The sequence below is a fragment of the Paracidovorax citrulli genome (assembly GCF_900100305.1).
Taxonomy (GTDB): Bacteria; Pseudomonadota; Gammaproteobacteria; order Burkholderiales; family Burkholderiaceae_C; genus Paracidovorax; species Paracidovorax citrulli.
This window is the reverse complement of the sequence record NZ_FNEY01000013.1, coordinates 98,057-123,341: the sequence shown is the minus strand read 5'-3', so window position 1 is coordinate 123,341 and position 25,285 is coordinate 98,057. Positions and strand designations below refer to the sequence as shown.

Here is a 25,285-nt window from a genome sequence, read left to right as displayed (position 1 = left end):
AGCCCGTAGTCCGACGCCACCATCTGGCCCTGCCCGAAGTTGCTGCCCCCGCGCATCTCGCCCGACTGCATGATCGCGCGCTCGCGGTTCATCGCCCCCATCCCCGCCATGCTGCGCTCGACCACCACGAAGCAGTTCGATTGCTGGATCAGGAGGCGCAGCAGGTTCGACGTCGGCGGCAGCCGGTACTCGTTGCGCAGGATCGTGTACCAGCCCGCGTCCTGGTTCTCCACCAGCGACACCGTGCCCAGCGGCGAGGCGCAGCGCTCCAGCTGCGTGTTCGCGTTCGCCGACGACTCCCCGGCCGCCGCGCCCGTCGCCACCGTCTTCGACTCCGCGCTGCCCATGCGCATGTTCGTGGTCTCGCAGCCCGACAGCAGGGCCGCGGCGCAGGCCACCGCCAGCAGGGTGAAGGTCTTCTGGGACATGGAAGGAATTCCTTTCGGGATAAACACAGGGGAATGGAGGGCGCCGCGCCCGGCGGCGCCTTTCAGGCCGCAGGGACCGTTGAGGCAGCGCACCCCTTCGCGTGGCGGCGCCGGATCATAGCGCCGGGGCATCCCCGCGCTCAGGGGGCAGACTACCCGCCCGGTAGATCCAGACCGGATGGCCGACCGCGGGCCGCAGCACGGCCTCGGGCACGGCCCCGGGCACTTCGAAGGCGAGGCTGACCAGCCATGCGTCCGCCGCCATCTCGGCATGGGCCTTCGCCGCCGCGCGGGCCATGCTCTCGGGGCGCTGGAACACATAGACCATCCGGTAGCCCTTCCAGGACGCGCGCCAGATGTCGCCCTGCCGCACCCGTGCCCACGGGCAGCGCAGCGCGCACAGGCAGCGCAGCGGCCAGCTCCATTCCAGGCCCTCCAGCCGCGCGGCCGGGTAGGCGCGGCGCAGTGCGTGCAGTCCATGGCCGAGGCCGCAGCCCGCGTCGAGCACGGACGCGCCGGGTGCGAGCGGAGCCGCCGCCGCCAGGCCGCCGAGAGCGCCCTGCGGGGTGGGGAACAGCGGCGCGTCGCGCCAGGCATTGAGGGGATAGACCAGCAGCAGCACGCCCAGCGGCGCGAGCCAGGCCCAGGCGGGCACCTGCGCGGCGCCCGCCGCCAGGAAGGACAGGGGGAAGCCGGCAGCGATGAAACCCTGCCGCCAGCGGGTGGAGCCCCCGAGGCTGGCGAGCACGCCGACCACGCAGCCCGCGAGCCAGGCGCCCCACCACGGCACACCGGCCACGCCGCGCAGCAGCGCGAAGGCCAGCCATGCGGCCGCCCAGGCCAGGAGGGCGGGAAGGGGCCAGGGCAGCGGTATCGGCATGGAACGCGTCTCGTCGTCGAACGGAAAAAGGGATCGCGAAGCGGTCCGCATGCCGCGCAGTGTAGAGAGCCCGGCAAGCGGCCGCCCCCGCGCCGGACCCTCCTACAATCCCCGTTCCATTTTTTAACATTCGCCACCGGTCCAGGAGCCCCGGCTCCGGTCTTTTCAGATCTCCGTACCGTCCAGGGGCTTTCGTGCGTCCGTCCTCCCAACCATCGCCATGCGCCGACGCACTGCCCCTGGTGGTGGACCTCGACGGCACGCTGCTGCTCACCGACATGCTGCACGAAAGCGCCCTGCAGCTGGTGCGCGACGCACCCTGGAAGGCGCTCGCGCTACCGGTGTGGCTCGCGGGGGGAAAGGCGGCCCTCAAGCGGCGCATCGCGCAGCAGGTGGACCTCCCGGTCGCCCATCTGCCTTACAACCAGCGGCTCGTCGCATGGCTGCGGGAGCAGCGTGCGGCGGGGCGGCGCGTCGTGCTGTGCACGGCCTCCGACCAGGGACTGGCCGACGCCGTCGCTGCGCACCTGGGCTGCTTCGACGCGGTGATGGCGAGCGACGGCGCCACCAACCTCGCCGGTCCCGCGAAAGCCGGCGCGCTGGTGCGGGCCTTCGGCGAGCGCGGCTTCGACTACGCTGGCAATTCACATGCCGACCTGCCCGTGTGGAAGGCCGCCCGCGCGGCCATCGTGGTCAATGCGCAGGGCTCCGTGGCGCGCCGGGCCGAAGCCCAGGGCAACGTGCAGCGCAGCTTCCCTCCGGCCCCGGCCGGCGCGTCCGCATGGCGCAGGGCGCTGCGCCTGCACCAGTGGATGAAGAACCTGCTGCTGTTCGTGCCCCTGCTGGCGGCCCACCGCGTGGGCGACGGCGCGGCCTGGATGCAGCTCTTCGTGGCCTTCCTCGCGTTCGGGCTGTGCGCCTCTTCGGTCTATCTGGCCAACGACCTGCTCGACCTCGAAAGCGACCGCCAGCATCCCCGCAAGCGGCTGCGGCCGTTCGCCGCGGGCACGCTGCCGGCATGGCAGGGCGTGGCGTTCGTCCCCGTGCTCGCCGGCGCGAGCCTGTGGCTGGCCTGGGCCACGGGGCCGGCCTTCCTCGGGTGGCTGCTGGTGTATTTCGCCACCACGTGGGCCTATTCGCTGGTGCTCAAGCGCTGGGCGCTGGTGGACTGCGTGGCGCTCGCCGTGCTCTATACCCTGCGCGTCGTGGCGGGGGCTGCGGCCGTCGCGCAGCCGCTCTCGTTCTGGCTGATCGCCTCCTCGGGGTTCCTCTTCCTGTCCCTCGCCTTCGTGAAGCGCTATGCGGAGCTGCTGATGCAGCAGGCCGCCGGCAAGACCCAGGCCCACGGGCGCGGCTACCTCACGTCCGACGCCCCCATCGTGCAGAGCCTGGGCGTGGCGTCCGGCTACACGGCCGTGGTGGTGCTGGCGCTCTACCTCAACAGCGACACCGTGTTCACCATGTACCGCTCGCCCGGCCTGATCTGGATCGCGGTGCCGGCGCTGGCCTTCTGGGTGAGCTGGATGTGGCTGCAGGCCGCCCGCGGCCAGATGCACGACGATCCGCTCGTCTTCGCGTTCAAGGATCGCGCCAGCCTGGTGGCCGGCGCGGTGTTCGTGGCGGCGCTCGCGGCCGCCGCCACGGGACCGGGGTGGCCGTGGTAGCAGTGCACTCCTGGGGCCGGCTGCGGGCGGCCGAGCATGCGCTGCGCGCGCTGTCGGAGCATCCACCCGCGCGGCTGCCGCTGCCGGCCGGCCAGCACGGCCTGGCCTACGGCATGGGCCGCAGCTATGGCGACGTCTGCCTGAACCCTGGCGGCACACTCTGGGCCACGCGCGGGCAGGACCGCTTCATCGCCTGGGACGAGGCCACGGGCGAACTCACCTGCGAAGCCGGCGTGCTGCTGCGCGACATCCAGCGCACCTTCATCCCGCGCGGCTGGATGCTTCCCGTCACGCCCGGCACGCAGTTCGCCACCGTGGGCGGCGCCATCGCCAACGATGTCCATGGCAAGAACCACCACGTCCACGGCAGCTTCGGCGACCACGTGCTGGCGCTGCACCTGCTGCGCACCGACGGCCTGCTGGTGCGCTGCGGGCCCGACCTGCGGCCCGACTGGTTCTGCGCCACGGTCGGCGGACTGGGCCTGACGGGCGTGGTCACGCAGGCCACGCTGCGGCTGCGCAGGGTGGCCGGCCCGTGGCTCGATACCGAAACGCTGCCCTACGGCAGCCTGCGGGAGTTCTTCACCCTCGCGGACGCCTCGGAAGCCGGATGGGAATACACGGTTTCGTGGATCGACTGCCTCGCCGGTGCCGATGCGCGCGGCATCTTCATGCGCGGCAACCACGTGCCCGGCCCGGTGGCGAAGCCGCCTCCCGAGCCCCGGGGCGGCAAGCGCACCGTGCCGTTCGTTCCTCCCGTCTCGCTGGTCAACCGCTGGAGCCTGCGGCCCTTCAACACCGCCTACTACCACCTGCACAAGCGGCGGGCGGGCCGGGCGCTGCAGCACTACGAACCCTTTTTCTACCCGCTGGACAACCTCCTGGAGTGGAACCGCATCTACGGCCGCCGGGGCTTCTACCAGTACCAGTGCGTCGTCCCCCGCGAAGGCGGCGAGGACGCCGTGGCCGCGCTGCTGCGCGAGATCGCGGCATCGGGGCAGGGCTCGTTCCTGGGGGTGCTCAAGACCTTCGGGCAGCGCCGGCCCCTGGGCATGCTGAGCTTTCCCATGCCCGGCGTCACCCTCGCCCTGGACTTCCCCAACCTGGGCGAGCCGACGCTGCGGCTCTTCGAACGCCTCGATGCCGTGGTGGCTTCGGCGGGCGGCCGGCTCTATGCGGCCAAGGACGCGCGCATGCCGCGCACACTGTTCGAGGCCGGCTATCCCCGGCTGCCTGAATTCCTGCCCTACCGCGACCCCCGCATCCGCTCCGCCATGTCGCTGCGGCTGCTCGGCGACTGACCGCCGGGGCATTCCGCGCCCTCCCCTCTTTTTCCGCCCGCTCCGCCAACGGCACCAACCCATCGCCCGCCATGCCCGATACCTCTTCCCCCCGCACCATCGCCATCGTGGGCGCCACCTCGGCCATCGCGCACCAGTGCGCCCGGCTCTGGCTCGCCGCCGGCGGGGTGGACCGGCTGGTGCTCATCGGACGCGACGGCGCCCGGCTGCCCTCGGTGGCGGCGGACCTGCAGGTGCGCCAGCCTGGCACCCGCATCGAGGCCATCGCGGCCGACATGCTGCAGCCCGAGGCGATCGCCGGCACGGTGCGCGGCGTCTGCGCGGACGGGGTGCCCGATCTCGTGCTCATCGCGCACGGCAACCTGCCCGACCAGCCGGCCTGCGAAGCCGATCTCGCGGCGGCACGGCAGGCGCTGGAAGTGAACGGCCTGTCCCCCGCGCTCTGGGCCGAGGCCTTCGCCGGCGCGCAGCAATCCCGGGGGCGCGGACGCATCGGCATCATCGGCTCGGTGGCCGGCGACCGCGGCCGCCAGTCCAACTACGTCTACGGCGCGGCGAAAGGCCTGGTGGAGCGCTACGCCCAGGGCCTGCAGCACCGGCTCGCGGGCACGGGGGTCCGCGTGACCCTGGTCAAGCCCGGCCCCACCGACACCCCGATGACCGCGCACCTCAAGGCCCAGGGCGCACGCCTGGCCACCCCCGAGGAAGTGGCCGGCGCCATCGTGCGCGGCATGGCGCGCGGCGCCCCGGTGGTCTATGCCCCGGCGAAGTGGGCGCTCATCATGCTGGTGATCCGCCACCTGCCCCGCGCCGTGTTCCACCGCATGAAGATCTGACCATCGCCCCAGATGACCAACGACGAGTCCCTTTCCTCCACCCCGCCGGCCCGGCGGACCTGGCGGCAGCGCATACCGTTCGCGCTGCTGATGGTGTTCACCGCCGTGTACGCGCTTGCCACGGCGGTATCCGCCTGGCGCACTTTCACGCCGGTCCCCATCTGGGACATGTGGGCCGCAGCACTGGAGTTCTATATCGATGTGCACCGTGGCGTCGGCTGGGACGCCTGGTGGCGGCAGGTCAACGAGCACCGGCTCGTGCTTCCCAAAGCGCTGTTCTGGATGGAATACACCTGGTTCGGCGGCCAGCAGGTCTTCCTGATCATCATGAACTACGTGCTCGTCGGCTGCGGCCTGGCGGTGTTCGTGGTCTTCCTGCGGGCCCGCCTGCCCGCCATGTCCGGCAGGTCCCGCTTCTTCGGCGCGACGCTATTGGCCCTCTGGCTGTTTTCCTGGGTGCAGAAGGAAAACCTGGCCTGGGCCAACCAGGGCCAGTTCTTCCTGGCGCAGCTGCTGCCCCTGGCGGGCTTCTACTGCCTCTACCGCGCCGCATGCGCCCCCTCGGCGCGCGGATGGTTTCCCGCGGCCTGCACGATCGGGGTTCTCAGCGTGGGAACCATGGCCAACGGCGTCATGGCACTGCCCATGATGGTGCTCTATGCCGCCGTCACGCGGCTCGGCTGGCGGCGCACGGCCATCCTGGCGGTGCTTGCCGCGGTCTGCGCAGGCGCCTATGCGGTCGGCTACACCTCTCCTTCCGACCATGGCGGCGTGTTTTCCAAGCTGCGGGACCGCCCGCTGGACATGCTCTCCTATATCCTGGTCTACCTCGGATCCCCCTTCCAGCATTTCGTGCTGAAGCAGCATTCGCCGTCGTGGACTCCGCTAAGCCAGGCCTTCGGGGTGCTTTTCGTGCTGCTCTCCCTGGCCCCGCTGCCGCGCGCCCTGCGCGATCCCCGTGCGCACCGGCTGGACCTGGCGCTGCTGACCTTCGTCGCCTACATCGGCGGTCTCGCGTTCGCGACCAGCGGGGGCCGCGTGCATTTCGGCCTCGAAAGCGCGCTGTCGAGCCGCTACACCACGCCGACCGTGATGGCATGGGCCGCCCTGGCGATCCTGTACGCGCCGCGCCTCGTCGCGCTGCGCGGCGCGGCACGCGTGGTCATGCATGTGCTGCTCATCGCCCTGCTGGCGCAAATGCTCGTGGTGCAGATGAGCGACACGGGGCGCAAGGCCGAACAGCACATGCGCATGACCGGCGCGCTGGCACTGCAGATGGGCGTGCATGACACGCGGCGCATCGGCATGCTGATCTGGAACGAACAGTACGGCGCACGACTTGTCCGCGGAGCCACGGCCATCGGCGCAGGCGTGTTCGGCCGCCCGGCCCTGGTGGACGCCACCCATGCGCTGGGCGAAAAGGCCGAGGCCGTGCCCGCCCGCTGCCATGCCTTCGTGGACCAGGTGGAAACCCTGCCCGGCGAGCCCCGCTTCGTGCGCGTGCAGGGCGGGCTGCTGCCCGAGCCCGGGCGCACGCCCTTCGAGGCCGTGCGCCTCGTCGGCGCCGACGGCACGGTGGTCGGCTACGGCCTGCCCGACCGCTGGCGCAAGCGCACCCCACCCGCCCATGCGCCCGGCCCGTTCGGGCGCTACCTCATGTTCACGGCCTACCTGCAGGTGCCGGCGTCGGGGCAACTGCCCCCCGCCGTCACGCTGCAGGCGCCCGGCACGCCCTGCTCGGCCGCCCTGGTGCTGGCGCCCCCCGTGCCGGCCTCCTGACGCGACGCCGTCCTTCCACGATTTTCGATCCCGATGCATCCCCCCTCTTCCATGCAGCACACCACCAAGATCGTCCTGCCCGGCGGCGCCGGCCTCGTGGGCCAGAACCTCGTCGCGCACCTCAAGCTTCATGGCTACGCGAATCTCGTCGTGCTCGACAAGCACGCCGCCAACCTGGAGATCCTGCGCCGCATGCACCCGGACATCGTCGCCGAGCTGGCAGATCTCGCCGAGCCCGGCGACTGGGAGCGGCACTTCGAGGGCGCCGACGCGGTGGTGATGCTGCAGGCGCAGATCGGCGCGCCGCAGGCCGAGCCCTTCGTGCGCAACAACCTCACCTCGACCGAACGCATCCTGGCGCTCATCCAGCGGCACCGCATTCCCCACACCGTGCACATCAGCTCCTCGGTGGTGGAGTCGGTGGCGAAGGACCACTACACCGATACCAAGCGCGCGCAGGAAGAGATGGTGCTGGCCAGCGGCATCCCCTGCGTGGTGCTGCGGCCCACGCTGATGTTCGGCTGGTTCGACCGCAAGCACCTGGGCTGGCTCTCGCGCTTCATGCGCAAGGTGCCGGTGTTCCCGATCCCCGGCAGCGGCCGCTACATGCGCCAGCCGCTCTACGCGGCGGACTTCTGCCGCATCATCGTGCGCTGCATCGAGGAGCGCCGGGTGGGCGGCGTGTTCAACATCACCGGGCTGGAGAAGGTGGATTACATCGACATCATCCGCACCATCAAGTCCGCCACGGGCGCGAAAGCCGCCATCGTGAAGATCCCCTACGGGCTCTTCTACATGCTCCTGAAAGTGTGGGCGCTTTTCGACCGCGACCCGCCCTTCACCGCCGACCAGCTCAAGGCCCTCGTGGCACACGACGAGTTCGAGGTGATCGACTGGCCCGGCATCTTCGGCGTGCGCGCCACGCCCTTCGCCGAGGCCATCCACGAAACCTTCCACCACCCGGAGTACAGCCGCGTGGTGCTGGAGTTCTGATGAACGCCGCTGCTTTCTCTTCCGCCACGTCCGCGGCCGACTCCGCCATGGCTCGCGGCCAGCGCATCGCCGTGCTCGGCGCAGGCCCCATGGGCCTGGCCGTGGCCTACCAGCTCGCGCGCGACGGCCACCGGCCCGTGGTGTTCGAGGCCGACGACCGCGTGGGCGGCATGACCGCGATGTTCGACTTCGACGGCCTGCCGATCGAACGCTACTACCACTTCCACTGCACCTCGGACCACGACTTCCTGCAGGTGCTGGATGAGCTCGGCCTGGCCGACAAAATGCGCTGGCGCGCCACGCGCATGGGCTACTGGTTCCAGAAGCGCCTGCAGGCCTGGGGCAACCCGGTGGCGCTGCTGCGCTTCCAGGGCCTGGGGCTGGTGGCGAAGTTCCGCTACGGCCTGCATGCCTTCCTCTCCACCAGGCGGGACGACTGGAAGCCGCTCGACGGCGTCGAGGCCACGGGCTGGATCCGCCGCTGGGTGGGCGCGGAGGCCTACGAGGTGCTGTGGCGCCGCCTCTTCGAGTACAAGTTCTACGAGCACACGGGCAACCTCTCGGCCGCCTGGATCTGGAGCCGCATCCGCCGCATCGGCCGCTCGCGCTACAGCCTCATGCAGGAAAAGCTCGGCCACCTGGAGGGCGGCTCCGCCACGCTGCTGGATGGCATGGCCGCGGACATCCGCGCGCACGGCGGCGAGATCCGCCTCTCCACACCCGTGACCCGGGTGCGCATGGAGGCGGGCCGCGTGCAGGGCGTGGAGACGGCGCAGGGCTTCGAGGCCTTCAACAAGGTGGTGAGCACCGTGCCCCTGCCCTTCGTGCCGCGCCTGATGCCGGACCTGCCACAGGACGTGCTCGCGCGCTTCGCGGCGCTGAAGAACATCGCCGTGGTCTGCGTGATCGCCAAGCTGCGCAAGCCGCTCACCGAGAACTTCTGGCTCAACGTGAACGACCCGGAGATGGACATCCCGGGCCTGGTGGAATACAGCAACCTGCGCCCGCTGCCGGAATCCATCGTCTATGTGCCGTTCTACATGCCCGGCGAACACCCCAAGTACGCCGAGCCCGACCAGGCCTTCCTGGACAAGGTGAAGCGCTACCTGCGCACCATCAATCCCGCGCTGCAGGATAGCGACTTCCTCGCGATGCGCGCGAGCCGCTACCGCTACGCGCAGCCGATCTGCCCGCCCAACTACCTGGAAAGCCTGCCGCCCGTGCAGTTGCCGGTGCAGGGCCTGTGGGTGGCCGATACGTCCTACTACTACCCCGAGGACCGCTGCATTTCCGAGAGCATCGGCTTCGGCCGCCGCATGGCGCGCGACGCAGCCCAGGCTGCCACAGGCTCTCGCCCGTGATCGCGGCCTTCCGCTCCCGGCAGTTCCTGGCCTTCCTGGTGACGGGCGGGGTGGCGGCGCTCGCCAACTTCGGCTCGCGCATCGCGTTCAGCCACTGGATGCCGTTCTCCGCCGCCGTGATCGCGGCCTACTGCGTGGGCATGTGCACCGCCTTCGTACTGGCACGCGCCTTCGTCTTCAAGGCGAGCACGCAGTCCACGCACAAGTCGGCGATGTTCTTCGTGCTGGTGAACCTGCTGGCCGTGGCGCAGACCTGGGCCGTGAGCATGGCCCTGCTCCAATGGGTGCTGCCCGCGCTCGGCATCACGGCCTTCGCGCCGGAGATCGCGCACGCGGTGGGCGTGGTGGTGCCGGTGTTCACGAGCTACCTGGGCCACAAGCGCTGGTCCTTCGCGGAACAGCCGCCACGGCGCGGCCCCACCGGCTGACGCACCGGCCATGCATCCCCGCACCGCCGTCGCCGCCGCCCTGGCCTGCACGGCCGCCTACGTGGCGGCCCTGGTCTGGGCGGACGCCCGCAACCAGGTCTTCGCGCAGCTGCCGCGCGTGGCGGCGTGGATGCCCGGCATGGCGGCCGTGGCGTTCGCCTCCTATGCGCTGCGCTATGCGCGCTGGCGCTGGCTGCTGCGCCGGGCGGGGCACCGCGTACCGGCCGTGGCGGGGTTCGCGGGCTACCTGGCAGGCTTCGCCTTCACCGCCACGCCGGGCAAGGTGGGCGAGCTGGTGCGCGCCCGCTACTTCACGCGCTGGGGCGTGCCGGCGGCCCGCACGCTCTCGGCCTTCGTCTATGAACGCGCGTTCGATCTGCTCACGGTGGCGCTGCTGGCCGCGCTGGCCGTGCCCTCCGGCCGCCTGTTCGGCATCGTGCTGGCTTTCGTTGCGGGGCTGATCGGCGCGGTCGCCGCGGTGGCGGCCCGGCCCCGCTGGCTGCGGCGCCTGGCCGCGCGCATGCGGGCCACGGGATGGCGCCGCACGGCGCGCGCCGGCCGCATGCTCGCGCTCGGCCTGGCAGGCTGCCGCCTCTGGCTGACACCGTGCGACATGGCCGTCTCCTTCGGCCTGGGCCTGGCCGCCTGGATGATCATCGCCGCATCGTTCGCCTGGCTGCTGCAAGGGCTGGACATCGCGCTGCCGCTGCGCGCGGCGCTGTCCACCTACCCGACGGCCATGCTGGCCGGCGCGGCATCGATGCTGCCGGGCGGCATCGGCACCACCGAGGCCACCATCGTGGCCTTGCTGGCGCTGCACGCCGTGCCGCTGGGCACCGCGGCGCTCGCGGCCGTGGGCATCCGCTTCGCCACGCTGTGGGTGGCCGTGGCCTGCGGCTTCGCCGCCATCGGCTGGCTGGAACGCCGCCCCTCGGCCGGCGTCGCCACCGTCCTGCCGGCCGGGGAGCGGGCCACCCCTGCGCGCCGGAAAACGTAGAGAAAAGAAAACCGCGCCAGGGCCCGCCCGGTTGCTGCAGGGGCGCCGCCCGAAAAGCGCAGAAGGCTTCAAAGGCCTCTGCAAGGCCCCGAAACCCCGCGACGCACCCTAGGCATCAACCCTCGCCGCGCAAGCGCTCTATGAGACCATTGAGGGCCTCCAGCGAGCCGAACTGGATCGCCAGCTCGCCGACCTCCTCGGTGCGGCCGCCGCGCTTCACGCGCTTTTTCACCCGCACCTCCACTTCGGCCATCAGCAGGTCGGAGAGTTCTTCCTCCACCCGCTTGAGGTCGCGCGACTTGCCCTCCTTGCGCGCCTTCTGCGGCGCCAGACTGAATTCCGCGCCGATCTTCTTCACCAGCCCCTCGGCCTCGCGCACCGACAGCTTGCGCGCCGCGATCTGGTTGCCCGCCGTGATCTGCGCGGCGCGGTCCAGCGACAGCAGCGCGCGGGCGTGGCCCATGTCGATATCGCCCGCCATGAGCATGGTCTGCACCGGCTCGGCGAGGTTCAGCAAGCGCAGCAGGTTGCTCGCGGCGCTGCGCGAGCGGCCCACGGCCTGCGCGGCCTGCTCGTGCGTCAGGCCGAACTCCTTCACCAGGCGCGCCAGGCCCTGGGCCTCTTCGAGCGGGTTCAGGTCCTCGCGCTGGATGTTCTCGATCAGCGCCATCGCCGCGGCGGATTCGTCGGGCACCTCGCGCACCAGCACCGGCACCTCGGCCAGCCCCGCGATGCGCGCGGCCCGGAAGCGCCGCTCGCCGGCGATGATCTCGTAGCGGCCCGCGTTCTCGCCCTGCGCCAGCCGGCGCACCAGGATGGGCTGCATGATGCCCTGGGCCTTGATGCTCTCGGCCAGCTCGTAGAGCGCGCCTTCGTCCATGCGTGTGCGGGGCTGGTAGATGCCGGGCACCATCTCGTCGAGCGCCAGGGTGGACGGCGCGCCGGGGGCGGCGGCGGTGGATGCGCCGCCTTCGGCGCCGGGGGCCGCCTCCGCGACCTTGGGGCCGAGCAGCGCTTCGAGGCCGCGTCCGAGGCCCTTGGGTTTCTTGGTTGCCATGCGATGTGATCCGAATGAAAGTGGAAGATTCAGCGCGTTTCCGTCCAGGGAGCGAGCAGTGCATGCCCCTCGTCCCAGTCGCCCAGCCCCGAGTCGGCATTCAGGTGGCCACGCGCCCCCGCATCCACGAAGCGCGCATGCCAGTCCGAGGCCATCGCCCGGGCGCGTTCCAGTGAGCAATAGGGGTCGTCGTGGCTGCCCACGAGCACCGCGGGGAACGGCAGCGCGGCGCGCGCGACGGGCGTCCAGCCGGGCAGCAGCGCCGCGATGTCGGGCCGCTCCACGTCGCCAGGCCCCACCAGCAGCGCGCCGCGCACCTTGCCGGCATGCCGCGTGTGGGCGGCCCACCAGGCCGTGAGGATGCAGCCCAGGCTGTGCGCCACCAGCACCACCGGCCGGGGCGCGTCGCCCACCACGTCCTCCAGCCGCGCCGACCAGTCGCCGCGCAGCGGGCGCATCCAGTCGTGCTGCTCCACGCGGCGGTAGCCGTAGCGGCGCTCCCAGCGGCTCTGCCAGTGGTCGGGTCCGGAGTTCTGCCAGCCCGGCAGGATGAGCACGTCGTCGGGATTCATGCTATTCATTTGATAGCAACCGATCACATGCGCCTGACGCGCTTGACCATCTCGCGCGCGAAGTCCACGAAGGCCTGGCTGCCCTTGGCGCCCGGGTCGAATACCACGCCCGGCAGGCCGTAGCTCGGCGCCTCCGCCAGGCGCACATTGCGGGGAATCACGGTGTCGAACACCTTGTCGCCGAAATGGTCCTTGAGCTGTTCGCTGACCTGGCTCTGCAGCGTGATGCGCGGATCGAACATCACGCGCAGCAGGCCGATGATCTGCAGGTCCTTGTTCAGGTTGGCATGCACCTGCTTGATCGTGTTGACGAGGTCGGTCAGGCCCTCGAGCGCGAAGTACTCGCACTGCATCGGCACGATCACCCCGTGCGCGCTGCACAGGCCGTTGAGCGTCAGCATCGAGAGGCTCGGCGGGCAGTCGATGAGGATGAAATCGAAATCCTTGTCCACCGGCGCCAGGGCGCTCTTGAGGCGCCGCTCGCGCTGCTCCAGGGCCACCAGCTCCACCTCGGCGCCCGCCAGTTCGCGGTTCGCGCCCAGCACGCGGTAGCCGCACTGCTCCGACAGCACCGCCGCCTCCTGCACGGAGGCCGATTCCAGCAGCACGTCATAGACGGTGAGTTCGAGCGCGCGCTTGTCCACCCCCGAACCCATGGTGGCATTGCCCTGGGGATCGAGGTCCACCAGCAGCACGCGCTGGCCCACCTTGGCGAGGCCTGCGGCGAGGTTGACGGAGGTGGTCGTCTTGCCGACGCCGCCTTTCTGGTTGGCAATGCAGAAAATCTTGGCCATGGGAATGGAAGGGATGGGGCCTTGCAGCCAGTAGGTGGGGAAGGGTCAGCGGGCCACGGCCAGCTTGATGCCGAAACCGATCAGGAACGTGCCCGCCAGACGCTCCAGCGCGCGGCCCAGCGCGGGCCGGGCACGCATGCGCTCGGCCATGCGGTGCGTCAGCAGCACCACGCCCAGCCCGTAGAAGAACGAGAGCACCGCGATCGTGGCGGCCATCACGCCGAAGGTCAACAGGCCGCGGTGGCGGGCCGGATCGACGAACAGCGGAAAGAACGCCATGTAGAACATGATGGCCTTGGGGTTGAGCAGCGTGATGAGCGCGGCCTGGCGGAAGTAGTGCCGGGGCTGGATGGCGATGACTGGTGCCGAACCGGGCCGGGCCAGCAGCATGCGCCCGCCCATCCAGGCCAGGTAGGCGGCACCCAGCCACTGCACCGCATGGAAAACCGCCGGCACCGCGGAGAGCATCGCGGCCACGCCGGCCACCGCCATCCACAGCAGCACCTGGTCACCCGCGATGACGCCCAGGGTGGCCGCCATCCCGGCGCGCACGCCGCCCTTGCCGGTGGAGGTGACAAGCGCCAGATTGCCCGGGCCGGGAATGGCCAGGAACAACAGGATGGCGGCGACGAATGCGCCGTAGTCCGCAATGCCAAACATCAGCACCCCCGAAAATTGGAAGCGGGAGTTTAAGGCAGGGCTGGACCGCCCACGCCATCCGCGCCGGCTTCGGCACCCTTTCGCGGCCGCATCCAGACAATGCACCGTTCGGCGTCGAGGCCCGGCACGGCGAGTTGTTCCACGTGGAACACTTCCGCGATGGGAGGCAGTCCGGTGATTTCATCGGACGGGTCACGGCCCTTCATCGCCAGCCAAACGCCGTTCGCGGCGATAGCCGCCTGCGACCACGCCACGAAATCCGGCAGCGAGGCGAACGCCCGGCAGCTCACCACGTCGAACGGCCCCGCCAGGTTTTCCACACGCGCATGGATGCCTCGCAGGTTGCGCAGCCGCAGCGACACGGCGGCCTGCTGGATGAAGGCCGCCTTCTTGGCCACCGTATCCACACAGCTCACGTCCAGCGCGGGACAGCAGATGGCGAACACCACGCCCGGCAGGCCACCGCCCGAACCCACATCCAGCAGGCGCAGCTTGGCGCCATCGCCCGCGCTGCCCGGCAGGTCCTGCATCCCCCGGAGATGGCGCTGCAGCGGCGCCACCGCCGCGAGGCTGTCGAGCAGGTGGTGCGTGAGCATCTCCTGCGGATCACGCACCGCCGTCAGGTTATAGACCTGGTTCCACTTCTGCAGCAGGGCCAGGAACTCCAGCAATTGCCCCAGGTGGGCCTCCGACAGATCCAGGCCCAGGGCCTCCGCCCCTGCACGCAGAGGTGCCGACAAAGCGTCGGCAGCCACCGTCACGCGGCCACCTCGTCAGCCTGCTGGGCCGTGAAGCCCCGGAAGCCGCCCTTCTTCAGGTGCACCAGCAACAGCGATACCGCGGCCGGCGTCACCCCGGAAATCCGCGAGGCCTGGCCCAGTGTCTCGGGCCGGTGCTTCTGCAGCTTCTGGCGCACCTCGATCGACAGTGCCGCCACCTGCATGTAGTCCAGCTCCTGGGGCAGCTGCAGGTTCTCGTAATAGGAGGCGCGCTGCACCTCGTCCTTCTGGCGGTCGATGTAGCCCGCGTACTTGGCGGCGATCTCCACCTGCTCGATCACCGGCGCGCTCAGCTCACCGAGTGTTTCACGTGAAACAGCGGTACTGGCGTACTTGCCTCCGTCCATGCCCGTCAGCGCGTCATAGGTGACATCCGGCCGGCGCAGCAGGTCGAACAGGTTGTATTCATGCTCGATGGACTTGCCCAGCACCCGGGCCGACTCCTCGGCAGGCAGGTTGCGGGGATTCACCCAGGTGGACTTCAGGCGCTCGGTTTCCCGGGCCACCGCATCGCGCTTGCGGCTGAAGGCATCCCAGCGCGCGTCGTCCACCAGGCCCATGCGGCGCCCGGCCTCGGTCAGCCGCATGTCCGCGTTGTCCTCCCGCAGCTGCAACCGGAATTCGGCCCGGCTGGTGAACATGCGGTAGGGCTCGGTCACGCCCTTGGTGATGAGATCGTCCACCAGCACGCCCAGGTAGGCCTCGTCACGGCGCGGCAGCCATGCGGATTCGCCGCGGCACTGCAGCGCGGCGTTGATGCCCGCGAACAGGCCCTGCGCGGCGGCTTCCTCATAGCCCGTCGTGCCGTTGATCTGTCCGGCGAAGAAAAGTCCCTGGATCTGGCGTGTCTCGAAGTTGCTCTTGAGCGATCGCGGGTCGAAGTAGTCGTATTCGATGGCGTAGCCGGGGCGCAGGATGTGGGCGTTCTCCAGGCCGCGCATCGAGCGCACCAGGTCGTACTGCACGTCGAACGGCAGGCTGGTGGAAATGCCGTTGGGATAGAACTCGTGCGTGGTCAGCCCTTCCGGCTCGAGGAAGATCTGGTGGCTGTCCTTGTCCGCAAAGCGGTTGATCTTGTCTTCCACGCTGGGGCAGTAGCGCGGCCCCACGCCTTCGATCTTGCCGGTGAACATGGGGCTGCGGTCGAAGCCCGACCGGATGATCTCGTGCGTGCGCTCGTTGGTGTGCGTGATCCAGCACGGCACCTGGCGCGGGTGCATCGCCGTGCTGCCCATGAAGCTGAACACCGGCAGGGTGCCTTCGTTCACGCCACCGGGCATGCCGTCACCGGGCTGTTCCTCGCATTGGCTGAAATCGATGCTGCGGCCGTCGATGCGCGGCGGCGTGCCGGTCTTGAGCCGGCCCTGGGGCAGCTGCAATTCCTTCAGGCGCGCGCTGAGCGACACGGCGGGCGGGTCCCCTGCCCGGCCGGCGGAGTAGTTGTTCAGGCCGACGTGGATCTTGCCGTCCAGGAAGGTGCCCGCGGTCAGCACCACGGTGCGGGCCCGGAACCGGATGCCCACCTGCGTGATGGCGCCCACCACCCGGTCGCCCTCCACCATCAGGTCGTCCACGGCCTGCTGGAAGAGCCACAGGTTGGGCTGGTTCTCCAGCATGCGGCGGATGGCGGCCTTGTACAGGATGCGGTCCGCCTGCGCGCGCGTGGCACGCACGGCCGGGCCCTTGGAGCTGTTGAGGATGCGGAACTGGATGCCGCCCTCGTCCGTCGCCAGCGCCATGGCACCGCCGAGCGCGTCCACCTCTTTCACGAGATGGCCCTTGCCGATGCCCCCGATGCTGGGGTTGCAGCTCATCTGCCCCAGCGTCTCGATATTGTGGGTGAGCAGCAGCGTCCTGCTGCCCATGCGGGCAGCGGCCAATGCGGCTTCGGTGCCGGCATGGCCTCCGCCGACGACGATGACATCAAATTCCTGGGGGTACAACATGCAAACTGCTCCGGGACCTCGGACGAGGGGGCGGCCCGTTACCGATAAGGGGCGCACACCGGGCCTCCGGCGCACACCTTGACCCTGCTGGCACCGGCAACAGGCCGGGGCCACCGAATCCGGGTCAGCGGATGGGTGATTGGGGAAAGGCGGGGATTTTCCCACTTCGGCCATGCGCGCGCCACCCTCGGGCGGAACGCCCCGGGCACGGGCGGGGTGTCCGCCCCGATGTTTCACGTGGAACACTGCTTGCAGGATTCCTGTCCCGGCGGTGTGTTGCAATGCGGCCATGCCAAAAATCCTCGTTTTCGCGGGCAGCACCCGCCAGCAATCCCTCAACCGCCGGCTGGCGCGCGCCGCCGCCGACATCGCCCACGCCGCGGGCGCGGACACCACGCTGCTGGAGCTGTCGGACTTCGACATCCCGCTCTACAACGCGGACCTCGAGGCACGAGGCACCCCCGCCGACGTGGTGCGGCTCAAGGAGATCCTGCATGCCCACGCAGGCTGGATCGTGTGCTCGCCCGAATACAACGGCAGCTACACCGCGCTGCTCAAGAACACCATCGACTGGGCCTCCAGCCCGGTGGCGGGCCACCCGGTGTGGAGCGACGGCACCCTGCCCTTCCGCGGCAAGGTGGTGGGCATGCTGAGCGCCTCGCCGGGCGGCCTGGGCGGCCTGCGGTCGCAAAGCCAGCTGGCCCCGCTGCTCATCAACCTGGAGTGCTGGCTGGCACCGCAGGCCTTCGCCCTCGGGCATGCGGGCAGCGCCTTCGACGCGCAGGACGGTTTCGTGGATGCCGCCCACCACGGCCGCGTGCGCGCCGTCGTGGACCAGGTGCTCTGGGCCGCTGGCCGCCTGGGTACCTGACCGCCCATGGCCCTGGCATGCCGGCCGGGATGCGGCGCCTGCTGCATCGCCCCCTCCATCACGAGCCCCATCCCCGGCATGCCCTCCGGCAAGCCTGCCGGGGTTCCCTGCGTCCAGCTCGACAGCCAGCTGCGCTGCCGGATTTTCGGCAGCGCCGAGCGGCCGGCGGTCTGCGCATCCCTGCGGCCCTCCGAAGACATGTGCGGCCCCGGCAGGGAGCATGCCCTGGTCTGGCTCGGCCGGCTGGAAGCCGCCACCCTGCCTGCGTGACGGCCGGGGTGGCCGCCCTGTGCGTCGGCTCGCAGGCCGACAGCACGGATTTCCGCTTCGCTATAGCATGGCAGGCTTGTTCCACTGCCTTCACAACCTGACCATGAAGCTCTACTACAGTCCTGGTGCCTGCTCGCTTTCCCCGCACATCGCCCTGCACGAGGCCGGCCTGGCCTTCACCCCCGTGCTCGCGAGCACCAAGAGCCACAAGCTCCAGGACGGGACCGACTTCTATACCATCAACCCCCTCGGCTATGTGCCGGTGCTGGAACTCGACGACGGCACCCGCCTGCGCGAAGGCCCCGCCATCGTGCAATACATCGCCGACCAGGCGCCCCACAAGAACCTGGCGCCGGCCAACGGCACGCTGGCGCGCTATCGCCTGCAGGAATGGCTGAACTTCATCGGCACGGAACTGCACAAGGGCCACAGCCCGCTGTTCCAGCCCAACACGCCCGATGCGTACAAACCCATCGTGCGCGAGAAGCTGATGTCGCGCTTCCAGTGGGTGGACGAACAGCTCTCCGGCAGGGAATGGCTGACGGGCGAGCACTTCTCCGTGGCGGACGGCTACCTGTTCACCGTCAGCGGCTGGGGCAAGCACGTGGGCGTGGACCTGTCCGGCCTGCCGAACCTGCAGGCCTATCTGGCACGCGTGGGCTCCCGCCCGGCCGTGCAGGCCGCCCTCAAGGCAGAGGGCCTGCAGAAGTAAGCCTTCCCAGGCTTGCAGGAACAGGACGGGCCCGCGTTCAGGCCCGTCCCTTCCAGGGCACTGCGCGGGCCTCCACCCAGCGCATGACCAGATCGAATGTCCAGGCCACCAGGCCGATCACCAGGATGCCGGCCACCACGAGGTCGGTGCGCAGGAAGTTCGAGGCATTGAGCACCATCTGACCGATGCCCACCGTTGCCGCCACCATTTCCGCGGCTACCAGCGTCGTCCAGCCGAAACCGATGGCGATGCGCAGCCCCACCAGGATCTCGGGCAGTGCCGCCGGCACGATCACGTGCCGCACCAGCTGCCAGCGGCTCGCGCCCAGCGACAGCGCGGCATGGACCTGCTCCACGCTCGCGCTGCGCACTCCGGCCCGCGCTGCCAGCGCGATGGGCGCGAAGCAGGCGAGGTAGATCAGCAGGATCTTGGCCGTCTCGTCGATGCCGAACCAGATGACGATGAGCGGCAGGTAGGCCAGCGGCGGCAGCGGCCGGTAGAACTCGATGGGTGGATCGAACACGCCGCGCGCCACGCGGCTCACCCCCATGGCGATGCCGACGGGAACCGCCGTCAGGGCCGCGAGCACGAAAGCGCCGAAGACCCGGATCGCGCTCCACTGCAGGTGCCGCCACAGGGGTTCCCCGCCCTGGATGCGCCCTTCCCAGGCATCGCGCAGCGCCAGCAGCACGGCCTGGGGTGCGGGCAGGAACAGCGGTTTGACCCACTGCAACTGCGTGGCCAGCCACCACAGCAGCGCGAATGCGGCGACGCAGGCCACGCTCAGGCCCCGGCTCGGCCCCTGGCCAGGCAGGCGGTACGGGGCAACGGCCCGCAAGGCGGGCGACGGGGCGGCCTCCGCAGGCGCCAGGGTCGGACCCGGCGCAGCAGCCTCGCGCCGGGGCTGCGCCGCCATGCCGGGGAGCGACGGCATCAACGCTTCCTCAGGCATGGACATGCTCCACGTGCTCCGGTTGCCGGGCCGCTGCCTGCGGGGCCAGCGATGGCGCCACCTCGTCCAGAACACGCTCACGCCCGTCGATGAAAGCCGAGCTGGATTTCACCGCACGGGCGGGCCGGCCCGCCAGGAACTGCCGGTTGAAATCCAGCCCGTGCTGCCGCGCGATGCGGCCCGGGCGCGGCGCCATCACGATCAGGCGGGAGGCGAGGAACAACGCCTCTTCCACGTCGTGCGTAATGAAGAAAATCGTCTTGCCCGTGCCCTGCCACAGCCGCAGCACCAACTCCTGCAGCGATTGGCGCGTGAACGCATCCAGCGCGCTGAACCGCTCGTCCATCAACAGCACCTGCGGGTCGCTGGCCAGGGCACGGGCAATGCCCACGCGCTGCTGCATGCCGCCCGAGAGTTGCCAGACGGGCGCCTGCGCGAAGCTTTCCAGACCTACCTGGGCGAGCCGCTCGCCCGCCAGGCGCTGGCGCGTTTCACGTGAAACACCGCGAAGCCGCAGGCCCAGCGCCACGTTGTCGATCACGTTCAGCCATGGCATGAGGGCATGTTTCTGGAACACCACGCCGCGCTCGGCGCCCGGCCCCGTCACCGGCCGGCCATCCAGCAGGATGCTTCCGGCGGAGGGCTCGGTGAAGCCGGCCATGCAGTTCAGCAGCGTGGTCTTGCCGCATCCGGAGGCTCCCAGCGCCACCACCAGTTCGCCCGCGGCGATATCGAGATCGACGCCCTGCAGCGCGGGCTGATCCGTGCCGGCGTAGCGCACGCTCACGTCACGCAGGGACAATGCGCCCCCGCCCCCGCGGCCAGCAGCGCCGCCCACCCCTGCGGCTCGCACGGACGGCTCAGCGCGCACGCCGCACCCACGCCGGGTTCACGCCCACCGAATAATCGGGCAGCACGGATGGCACCGTCCCCTGCTCTTTCAGGAAGGCGGCCGTAGCTGCCAGTGACTTCGCCACGCCCGACTCCTTCCCGCCGCCCAGTCATTGCGGTCCGGCCTGCTCGGCCGGCGGCACGAACGCATAGAGCGCGAGGCTGGCCGGCACGGCCTGGGGTTGGGCACCGGACCATTTGGCGATCGACTTCACGGGCGCGGCATCCGCCGTCCACGCCGCCTTGTGAGCGGTGTAGGCCTTATCGGCATCGGCCAGCACCTGCACGAACTGCGTGAGGAAGGCATCGTGCGCGCGTGCGAACTCCTGGTTCACGGCCAGTGCGTCGAACGTGGCCTTGCCGGTCTTCGCCGCGATCTGCCCGGAAGTGACGAGCACCTTGCCACTCTGCCTGACCTTGGCGAGCACCGGGTCCCAGACGAAGGTGGCGTCGATGTCGCCACGCTCCCAGGCGGCCAGGTTCTCCGGCGGCCGCAGGTTCAAGATGTCCACCGTTTTGGGGTCGACGCCCGCGTCCTGCAGCGCCACCAGCGCATGGAAGTGGGTGGTGGAGACGAAAGGCAGGCCGATCTTTTTGCCCTTCAGGTCGGCCAGCGAATTCACGCCCGAGCCGTTGCGCGCGACCAGCGCCTCCGCGTCGTTGATGTTGTCCAGCACCCAGAAGACTTCGATCGGCACGCCCTGCGACAGCGCCGCCGCGATGGGGGACGAGCCCGCCTCGCCGATCTGGATGGCGCCCGAGGCGAGCGCGCGCACCACCTCGGCACCACTGCCCAGCTTGCGGTAGGTCACGTGGTAGCCGGTGCGGCGCTCGACCTCCTTGGTCTCCTGCGCATGGCGCCAGGGCACGACCATGTCCTGGTAGCCGATCACCACTTCCTTCTTCGCCTGCGCCGTGGCGACGCCGCACAGCAGGCTGCCTGCCAGCACCAGGGCCGCGCCCTGCAGGGCGCGGCGGCGGTTGGATGGTGTGCTCTGGCCCGGCGGGAATGGCATCTGGATAACCCCTTTGCTGGATTGGTTGTACCCATCATAGGAATCTCTTTTCCGGCAGCTAAGCGCCGTTTGCGCGCATGCTCATGCGGAAAACAGATAAGCGAGCCGTCCCGGAGAAGGCACGGTGCGCCGCCGGTTGCTGCGATTTTGCTAGCACGACTCGCATATCCCGTCGCGGCGCAGTCCCACTGCAGGAAAAGCGCAAACGCGGTAACGTCGCTCTCTGCCGTGGAGGGCCCGGCCCGGGCCCCTGCCCCACCCCCACTTTTTCGAAAGAGGTATCTCCTTGTCCCATACGCTTTTCGATCCCGTCCAGGCCGGCGACCTGCAGCTCGCCAACCGCATCGCCATGGCGCCGCTCACGCGCAACCGCTCGCCGAATGCGGTCCCGAAGGACATCACCGCCACCTATTACGCCCAGCGCGCCACCGCCGGCCTGCTCATCACCGAGGCCACGGCCATCAGCCACCAGGGCCAGGGCTACGCGGACGTGCCGGGCCTCTACGGCACCGACCAGCTGGACGGCTGGAAGAAGGTGACCGCGGCGGTGCACGAGCGCGGCGGCAGGATCGTCACCCAGCTCTGGCATGTGGGCCGCATCTCCCACAATGACCTGCAGCCCGACGGCGGCGCCCCCGTGGCGCCCTCCGCCATGCCGCGAAGGCCAAGACCTACCTGATCGACAAGGCCACCGGCCAGGGCCATTTCGCGGCCACGTCCGAACCCCGTGCGCTGGATGCCGAAGAGCTGCCCGGCATCGTGCACGACTACGCCGCAGCCGCGCGCAATGCGGTGGAGACCGCTGGTTTCGACGGCGTCGAGATCCACGGCGCCAACGGCTACCTGCTGGACCAATTCCTCAAGACCGGCGCCAACCAGCGCACCGACGACTACGGCGGCAGCATCGAGAACCGCGCCCGCCTGCTGCTGGAGGCCACCCGTGCCGTGGTGGACGCGATCGGCGGCGGCAAGGTGGGCATCCGCCTCTCGCCCGTCACGCCGGCCAACGACATCGTCGATGCCGATCCGCAACCGCTGTTCGACTACGTGATCCGCCAGCTCGCCCCGCTGGGCCTGGCCTATGTCCACGTCATCGAAGGCTCCACCGGTGGCCCGCGCGAGGTGGAAGGCCGCCCCTTCGACTACGAAGCCCTGAAGAAGGCCTACCGCGAGGCGGGGGGCCAGGGTGCCTGGATGGTCAACAACGCCTACGACCGCGCGCTGGCGCTGGAAGCGGTAGCCAGCGGCCGCGCCGACATCGTCGCCTTCGGCAGGGCCTTCATCTCGAACCCCGACCTGGTCGAACGGCTGCGCAAGGACGCACCGCTCAACCCGTGGGATTCCAAGACCTTCTACGGTGGCGGCGAGAAGGGCTACACCGACTACCCGACGCTCGGCTGACCGGCGCCGCGCCGCCGCAGCACCCCATTGCCGCGGACGCCCCTGCCGCCCGACAGGGCGCCGGGGGCCCGTCAAGGCCCCTGGAAGGCCTGTGGAGGCCCGAACGCCATTTCCGAGGGTCAGCCATCGGCCAGACCGCATCGCCCCGGAAATGCGGTGAAATCGGCCCATGATCACCTGCACCCTGCGTTACGTCATCGATCCCTACAAGCTCGCCGAGTTCGAGCACTACGGCCGGCTCTGGATTCCGCTGGTGGAGAAGTTCGGCGGCCGCCACCACGGCTACTTCCTGCCCTCGGAAGGCGCCAACAACATCGCGCTGGCGATGTTCACCTTTCCCTCGTTCGCCGCCTACGAAACCTACCGCCAGCAATCGATGCAGGACGCCGAATGCCTCGCGGCCTTCCGGTACGCGGAAGAGACCCGCTGCATCGTGAGCTACGAGCGCAGTTTCTTCCGGCCGGTGTTCGGCACCGGGCCGGCTTAGGCTGGCTCCACGGGAACGAACACCAGCCCCACCCGCAGCCCCTCCGCGTCCGGGCCCGTGCCCAGCACCAGGCGCGCGCCCAGCAGCTCGGCATAGCGCGCCACGATGGCCAGGCCCAGGCCCGCGCCCTGCCCCAGGCGCTCGCCCTCGCGGCCCTGGGCCCAGCGCTGCATCAGGTCGGTGCGCAGCCCCTGCGGGATGCCAGGGCCGTTGTCCACCACCGACAGCACGACCTCGCCCGTCCCGTTTTCCGCCTGCTCATGAGCGATCTCCACGGTGATGCGCGGCCCCACGCCTTCCTGCGCCGGGCGGCCGTAGCGCAGCGCGTTGTCGATCAGGTTGCCCAGCACACCTTCGATCAGCACGGTCTGCCCCTGCACCACCACGGGCTGGTCCAGCCCGCGGGCACCCAGGTCCACGCCCGCCGCGTCGGCACGCGGCAGGAAGCGCAGCACGGCATCCCGCGCCAGATCGTCCAGCGCCACGGGCTGGCGCGGCACGGCACCGCGCACCTCGTCGGCCAGCGCCAGGGCCAGCAACTGGTCCACGAGGTGGCTGGCGCGGGCCTCGCTGGCGGCCACGCCGGCGAGCTGCTCGTGCCACACGGCCGGGTCCTTGTGGGCCAGGCCATAGGCCGCGAGCGCCCGGATGCCCGCCAGCGGCGTGCGCAGCTCGTGCGCCACGTTGCCGGCGAACTCCCGCTGCGCGCGCACGCCCTCGGCCACCCGCGCCAGCAGGCCGTTCACGGCAGCGCCCAGGTGCTGCAGATCGCGCGTGGAGGCCTGCACCGCCACCGGCTCCAGGTCCCGCGCATCGCGGCCCGCCAGCTCCGACTGGAACGCCGCCAGGGGCTGCAGGTCCGACTGGATGGCCCGCCGCAGCCAGAACGCCAGCGCGCCCAGCAGCAGTACCTGCGACACCACCGAATACAGCAGCACGCCGCGCAGCATGGCGCTGCGCGCATGCACCGTCTGGGCGGTGATGACCTCGAAGGCCTGCGGCTCGTTCACCCGCACCCGCACGGCCCGCAGTGCCCGTCCGCGGTAGCTGATGTCGGAGAAGCGATAGGCCTCGTCGCGCGGCGGCGGCGGCACCGGCAGGCTGGCATTGCCCGAGAGCATCGACCCGCCGGGCAGCAGCACGGCGAAATACACCGTCTCCGCCTGGTCGAACAGCACCGACTTGAGCTCGCGCGAACTCAGCGCCAGGTCCAGCGCCCCGCCCTTGACCCGCACATTGGCCGCGATGGCATAGGCGTCGTCCAGCAGCGCCCGGTCGAAGGCGCGCTGCGTGAACCCGTTGGCCACCAGCACCGAGATGGCCGTGCCCGCGAACCAGGTGAGCGCCAGTGGTACCAGCACATGGCGCAACAGGCGTGCACGCAGCGAGGGCGGCGAGGGGGCCGGCCTCTGCGGCAGGGCCGCGGCAGGCGTACCGCCGCTCATGCATCCCCTTGCGTCGCGGAGGCGTCGGTCGCCTCCAGCATGTAGCCCAGCCCGCGCAGCGTGCGGATGCCGGCGCCGCTGCCCTGCAGCTTCTTGCGCAGGCGCGAGATGAAGGCTTCCAGCGCGTTGTCGCCCAGCATGTCATCGAAGTCCGACAGCTTGTCCGACAGGCTGCGCTTGCTCACCACCCGCCCGGGCGGGGTCATCAGCTCCCACAGCACCTCGAACTCGCGCGCAGGCAGGTCGAAGGGCTGGCCATGCAGGGTGAAGCGGCGCGCCCGCCGGTCCAGCACCAGCGTGCCGGCGCTGGTGCGATCGTCCGTGCCCTGCGTGCGGCGCACCAGGGCGCGCAGCCGGGCTTCCACCTCGGCCAGATCGAAGGGCTTGCCCAGGTAGTCGTCGGCGCCCGCATCCAGGCCGGCGATGCGCTCCTCGGTGCGGTCGCGGGCGGTGAGCACCAGCACCGGCGTGCGGTCACCGCGCGCGCGGGCGGCGCGCAGCACGGCCAGGCCGCTGCCCACCGGGCTGGCATGGGCGGCATCCTGCGGCAGGTTCAGGTCCAGCAGCACCGCATCGAAAGGCTGCACCTTCCAGAAATGGTCGACCTCGGCCAGCGTGGCGGCCACGTCCACGCGGTGGCCCGCATCGGCCAGGCTGCGCTGCATCACGCCGCGCAACACGGCATCGTCTTCGACTACGAGAATCCGCATGGGTGCTGCACCAGAAAGGGAAGGAAAGAAAAAGAAAAAAGAAAGAGAAAAAAGC

General features: G+C 70.2%; 23 protein-coding genes and 3 pseudogenes. 13 read left to right on the top strand and 13 right to left on the bottom strand.

Features of this window, described 5'->3' with window-relative positions; translation table 11 throughout:
- Positions 1 to 428, bottom strand: a pseudogene (locus BLR99_RS11140) (peptidoglycan-binding protein); the annotation flags it as partial.
- Between the two features lie 115 nt (positions 429 to 543).
- A complete protein-coding gene (locus tag BLR99_RS11135) occupies positions 544 to 1,308 on the bottom strand; it encodes a class I SAM-dependent methyltransferase (RefSeq protein ID WP_046060705.1) in 765 nt (254 codons plus the stop codon).
- Between the two features lie 194 nt (positions 1,309 to 1,502).
- Here BLR99_RS11135 and BLR99_RS11130 point away from each other — a divergent pair, with 194 nt between their 5' ends.
- The 8 genes from BLR99_RS11130 to BLR99_RS11095 all read left to right on the top strand — a co-directional run bounded on the left by BLR99_RS11130 (position 1,503) and on the right by BLR99_RS11095 (position 10,667).
- Positions 1,503 to 2,972 (top strand): UbiA family prenyltransferase, encoded by a 1,470-nt coding sequence (locus BLR99_RS11130; RefSeq protein WP_074687167.1) that lies wholly within the window; start codon positions 1,503 to 1,505, stop codon positions 2,970 to 2,972.
- Positions 2,966 to 4,273: an FAD-binding oxidoreductase gene (locus BLR99_RS11125; protein ID WP_046060707.1), complete on the top strand. Its 1,308-nt coding sequence runs from the start codon at positions 2,966 to 2,968 to the stop codon at positions 4,271 to 4,273. The genes BLR99_RS11130 and BLR99_RS11125 overlap by 7 nt, the downstream gene beginning before the upstream one ends.
- 71 nt (positions 4,274 to 4,344) lie before the next feature.
- Positions 4,345 to 5,109 (top strand): SDR family NAD(P)-dependent oxidoreductase, encoded by a 765-nt coding sequence (locus BLR99_RS11120; RefSeq protein WP_011793255.1) that lies wholly within the window; start codon positions 4,345 to 4,347, stop codon positions 5,107 to 5,109.
- A gap of 12 nt (positions 5,110 to 5,121) precedes the next feature.
- Entirely contained in the window at positions 5,122 to 6,888 is a 1,767-nt protein-coding gene (locus BLR99_RS11115; protein WP_011793254.1) for a hypothetical protein, read from the top strand.
- A 51-nt stretch (positions 6,889 to 6,939) separates the two neighbouring features.
- Entirely contained in the window at positions 6,940 to 7,881 is a 942-nt protein-coding gene (locus BLR99_RS11110) for an NAD-dependent epimerase/dehydratase family protein (protein WP_011793253.1), read from the top strand.
- Positions 7,881 to 9,242: an NAD(P)/FAD-dependent oxidoreductase gene (locus tag BLR99_RS11105; RefSeq protein WP_011793252.1), complete on the top strand. Its 1,362-nt coding sequence runs from the start codon at positions 7,881 to 7,883 to the stop codon at positions 9,240 to 9,242. The genes BLR99_RS11110 and BLR99_RS11105 overlap by 1 nt, the downstream gene beginning before the upstream one ends.
- Complete coding sequence (locus BLR99_RS11100) at positions 9,239 to 9,670, top strand: GtrA family protein (RefSeq protein WP_011793251.1); 432 nt, start codon at positions 9,239 to 9,241, stop codon at positions 9,668 to 9,670. Before BLR99_RS11105 ends, BLR99_RS11100 begins: the two co-directional genes overlap by 4 nt.
- Positions 9,671 to 9,680: 10 nt before the next feature.
- Complete coding sequence (locus BLR99_RS11095; protein ID WP_011793250.1) at positions 9,681 to 10,667, top strand: lysylphosphatidylglycerol synthase transmembrane domain-containing protein; 987 nt, start codon at positions 9,681 to 9,683, stop codon at positions 10,665 to 10,667.
- 115 nt (positions 10,668 to 10,782) lie between these two features.
- Here BLR99_RS11095 and BLR99_RS11090 read toward each other — a convergent pair whose 3' ends face one another.
- The 6 genes from BLR99_RS11090 to mnmG are packed head-to-tail and all read right to left on the bottom strand — an operon-like array spanning position 10,783 to position 16,475.
- Positions 10,783 to 11,724, bottom strand: coding sequence for a ParB/RepB/Spo0J family partition protein (locus tag BLR99_RS11090; RefSeq protein ID WP_011793249.1), 942 nt, complete (start codon positions 11,722 to 11,724; stop codon positions 10,783 to 10,785).
- 29 nt (positions 11,725 to 11,753) lie between these two features.
- Positions 11,754 to 12,296 carry an RBBP9/YdeN family alpha/beta hydrolase gene (locus tag BLR99_RS11085; protein ID WP_041827172.1) on the bottom strand — a complete coding sequence of 181 codons (543 nt, stop codon included), beginning with the start codon at positions 12,294 to 12,296 and terminating at the stop codon, positions 11,754 to 11,756.
- Between the two features lie 23 nt (positions 12,297 to 12,319).
- Entirely contained in the window at positions 12,320 to 13,090 is a 771-nt protein-coding gene (locus tag BLR99_RS11080) for a ParA family protein (protein ID WP_011793247.1), read from the bottom strand.
- Between the two features lie 45 nt (positions 13,091 to 13,135).
- Positions 13,136 to 13,750 carry a LysE family transporter gene (locus tag BLR99_RS11075; protein WP_011793246.1) on the bottom strand — a complete coding sequence of 205 codons (615 nt, stop codon included), beginning with the start codon at positions 13,748 to 13,750 and terminating at the stop codon, positions 13,136 to 13,138.
- A 29-nt stretch (positions 13,751 to 13,779) separates the two neighbouring features.
- Positions 13,780 to 14,511: a 16S rRNA (guanine(527)-N(7))-methyltransferase RsmG gene (rsmG, locus tag BLR99_RS11070; RefSeq protein WP_011793245.1), complete on the bottom strand. Its 732-nt coding sequence runs from the start codon at positions 14,509 to 14,511 to the stop codon at positions 13,780 to 13,782.
- Positions 14,508 to 16,475, bottom strand: coding sequence for a tRNA uridine-5-carboxymethylaminomethyl(34) synthesis enzyme MnmG (mnmG, locus tag BLR99_RS11065; RefSeq protein ID WP_017438504.1), 1,968 nt, complete (start codon positions 16,473 to 16,475; stop codon positions 14,508 to 14,510). The genes rsmG and mnmG overlap by 4 nt, the downstream gene beginning before the upstream one ends.
- 289 nt (positions 16,476 to 16,764) lie before the next feature.
- Here mnmG and BLR99_RS11060 point away from each other — a divergent pair, with 289 nt between their 5' ends.
- The 3 genes from BLR99_RS11060 (at position 16,765) to gstA (ending at position 18,328) form a co-directional block, all read left to right on the top strand.
- The gene (locus BLR99_RS11060; protein ID WP_011793243.1) at positions 16,765 to 17,346 is read left to right on the top strand and encodes an NADPH-dependent FMN reductase; all 582 of its coding nucleotides are present in this window, start codon (positions 16,765 to 16,767) and stop codon (positions 17,344 to 17,346) included.
- A gap of 6 nt (positions 17,347 to 17,352) precedes the next feature.
- Positions 17,353 to 17,616 carry a YkgJ family cysteine cluster protein gene (locus BLR99_RS11055; protein WP_011793242.1) on the top strand — a complete coding sequence of 88 codons (264 nt, stop codon included), beginning with the start codon at positions 17,353 to 17,355 and terminating at the stop codon, positions 17,614 to 17,616.
- Positions 17,617 to 17,719: 103 nt separating this feature from the next.
- Entirely contained in the window at positions 17,720 to 18,328 is a 609-nt protein-coding gene (gene gstA / locus BLR99_RS11050) for a glutathione transferase GstA (RefSeq protein ID WP_011793241.1), read from the top strand.
- A gap of 37 nt (positions 18,329 to 18,365) precedes the next feature.
- On the opposite strand, the gene BLR99_RS11045 is transcribed toward gstA, so the two are convergent.
- The 3 genes and pseudogenes from BLR99_RS11045 to tauA all read right to left on the bottom strand — a co-directional run bounded on the left by BLR99_RS11045 (position 18,366) and on the right by tauA (position 21,187).
- Positions 18,366 to 19,280 carry an ABC transporter permease subunit gene (locus BLR99_RS11045; RefSeq protein WP_041827171.1) on the bottom strand — a complete coding sequence of 305 codons (915 nt, stop codon included), beginning with the start codon at positions 19,278 to 19,280 and terminating at the stop codon, positions 18,366 to 18,368.
- Positions 19,273 to 20,082 (bottom strand): taurine ABC transporter ATP-binding protein, encoded by an 810-nt coding sequence (locus BLR99_RS11040; RefSeq protein ID WP_011793239.1) that lies wholly within the window; start codon positions 20,080 to 20,082, stop codon positions 19,273 to 19,275. Before BLR99_RS11040 ends, BLR99_RS11045 begins: the two co-directional genes overlap by 8 nt.
- Positions 20,083 to 20,140: 58 nt before the next feature.
- A pseudogene (gene tauA, locus BLR99_RS11035) lies at positions 20,141 to 21,187 on the bottom strand (taurine ABC transporter substrate-binding protein).
- A gap of 349 nt (positions 21,188 to 21,536) precedes the next feature.
- On the opposite strand from tauA, the pseudogene BLR99_RS11030 reads away from it, so the two are divergent.
- A pseudogene (locus tag BLR99_RS11030) lies at positions 21,537 to 22,588 on the top strand (alkene reductase).
- 169 nt (positions 22,589 to 22,757) lie between these two features.
- Entirely contained in the window at positions 22,758 to 23,075 is a 318-nt protein-coding gene (locus BLR99_RS11025; RefSeq protein ID WP_011793238.1) for an NIPSNAP family protein, read from the top strand.
- On the opposite strand, the gene BLR99_RS11020 is transcribed toward BLR99_RS11025, so the two are convergent.
- Both BLR99_RS11020 and BLR99_RS11015 read right to left on the bottom strand, forming a co-directional pair.
- A complete protein-coding gene (locus BLR99_RS11020) occupies positions 23,072 to 24,520 on the bottom strand; it encodes a sensor histidine kinase (RefSeq protein WP_011793237.1) in 1,449 nt (482 codons plus the stop codon). The genes BLR99_RS11025 and BLR99_RS11020 overlap by 4 nt on opposite strands.
- A complete protein-coding gene (locus tag BLR99_RS11015; protein WP_074687165.1) occupies positions 24,517 to 25,230 on the bottom strand; it encodes a response regulator transcription factor in 714 nt (237 codons plus the stop codon). The genes BLR99_RS11020 and BLR99_RS11015 overlap by 4 nt, the downstream gene beginning before the upstream one ends.
- Positions 25,231 to 25,285 lie beyond the last annotated feature (55 nt).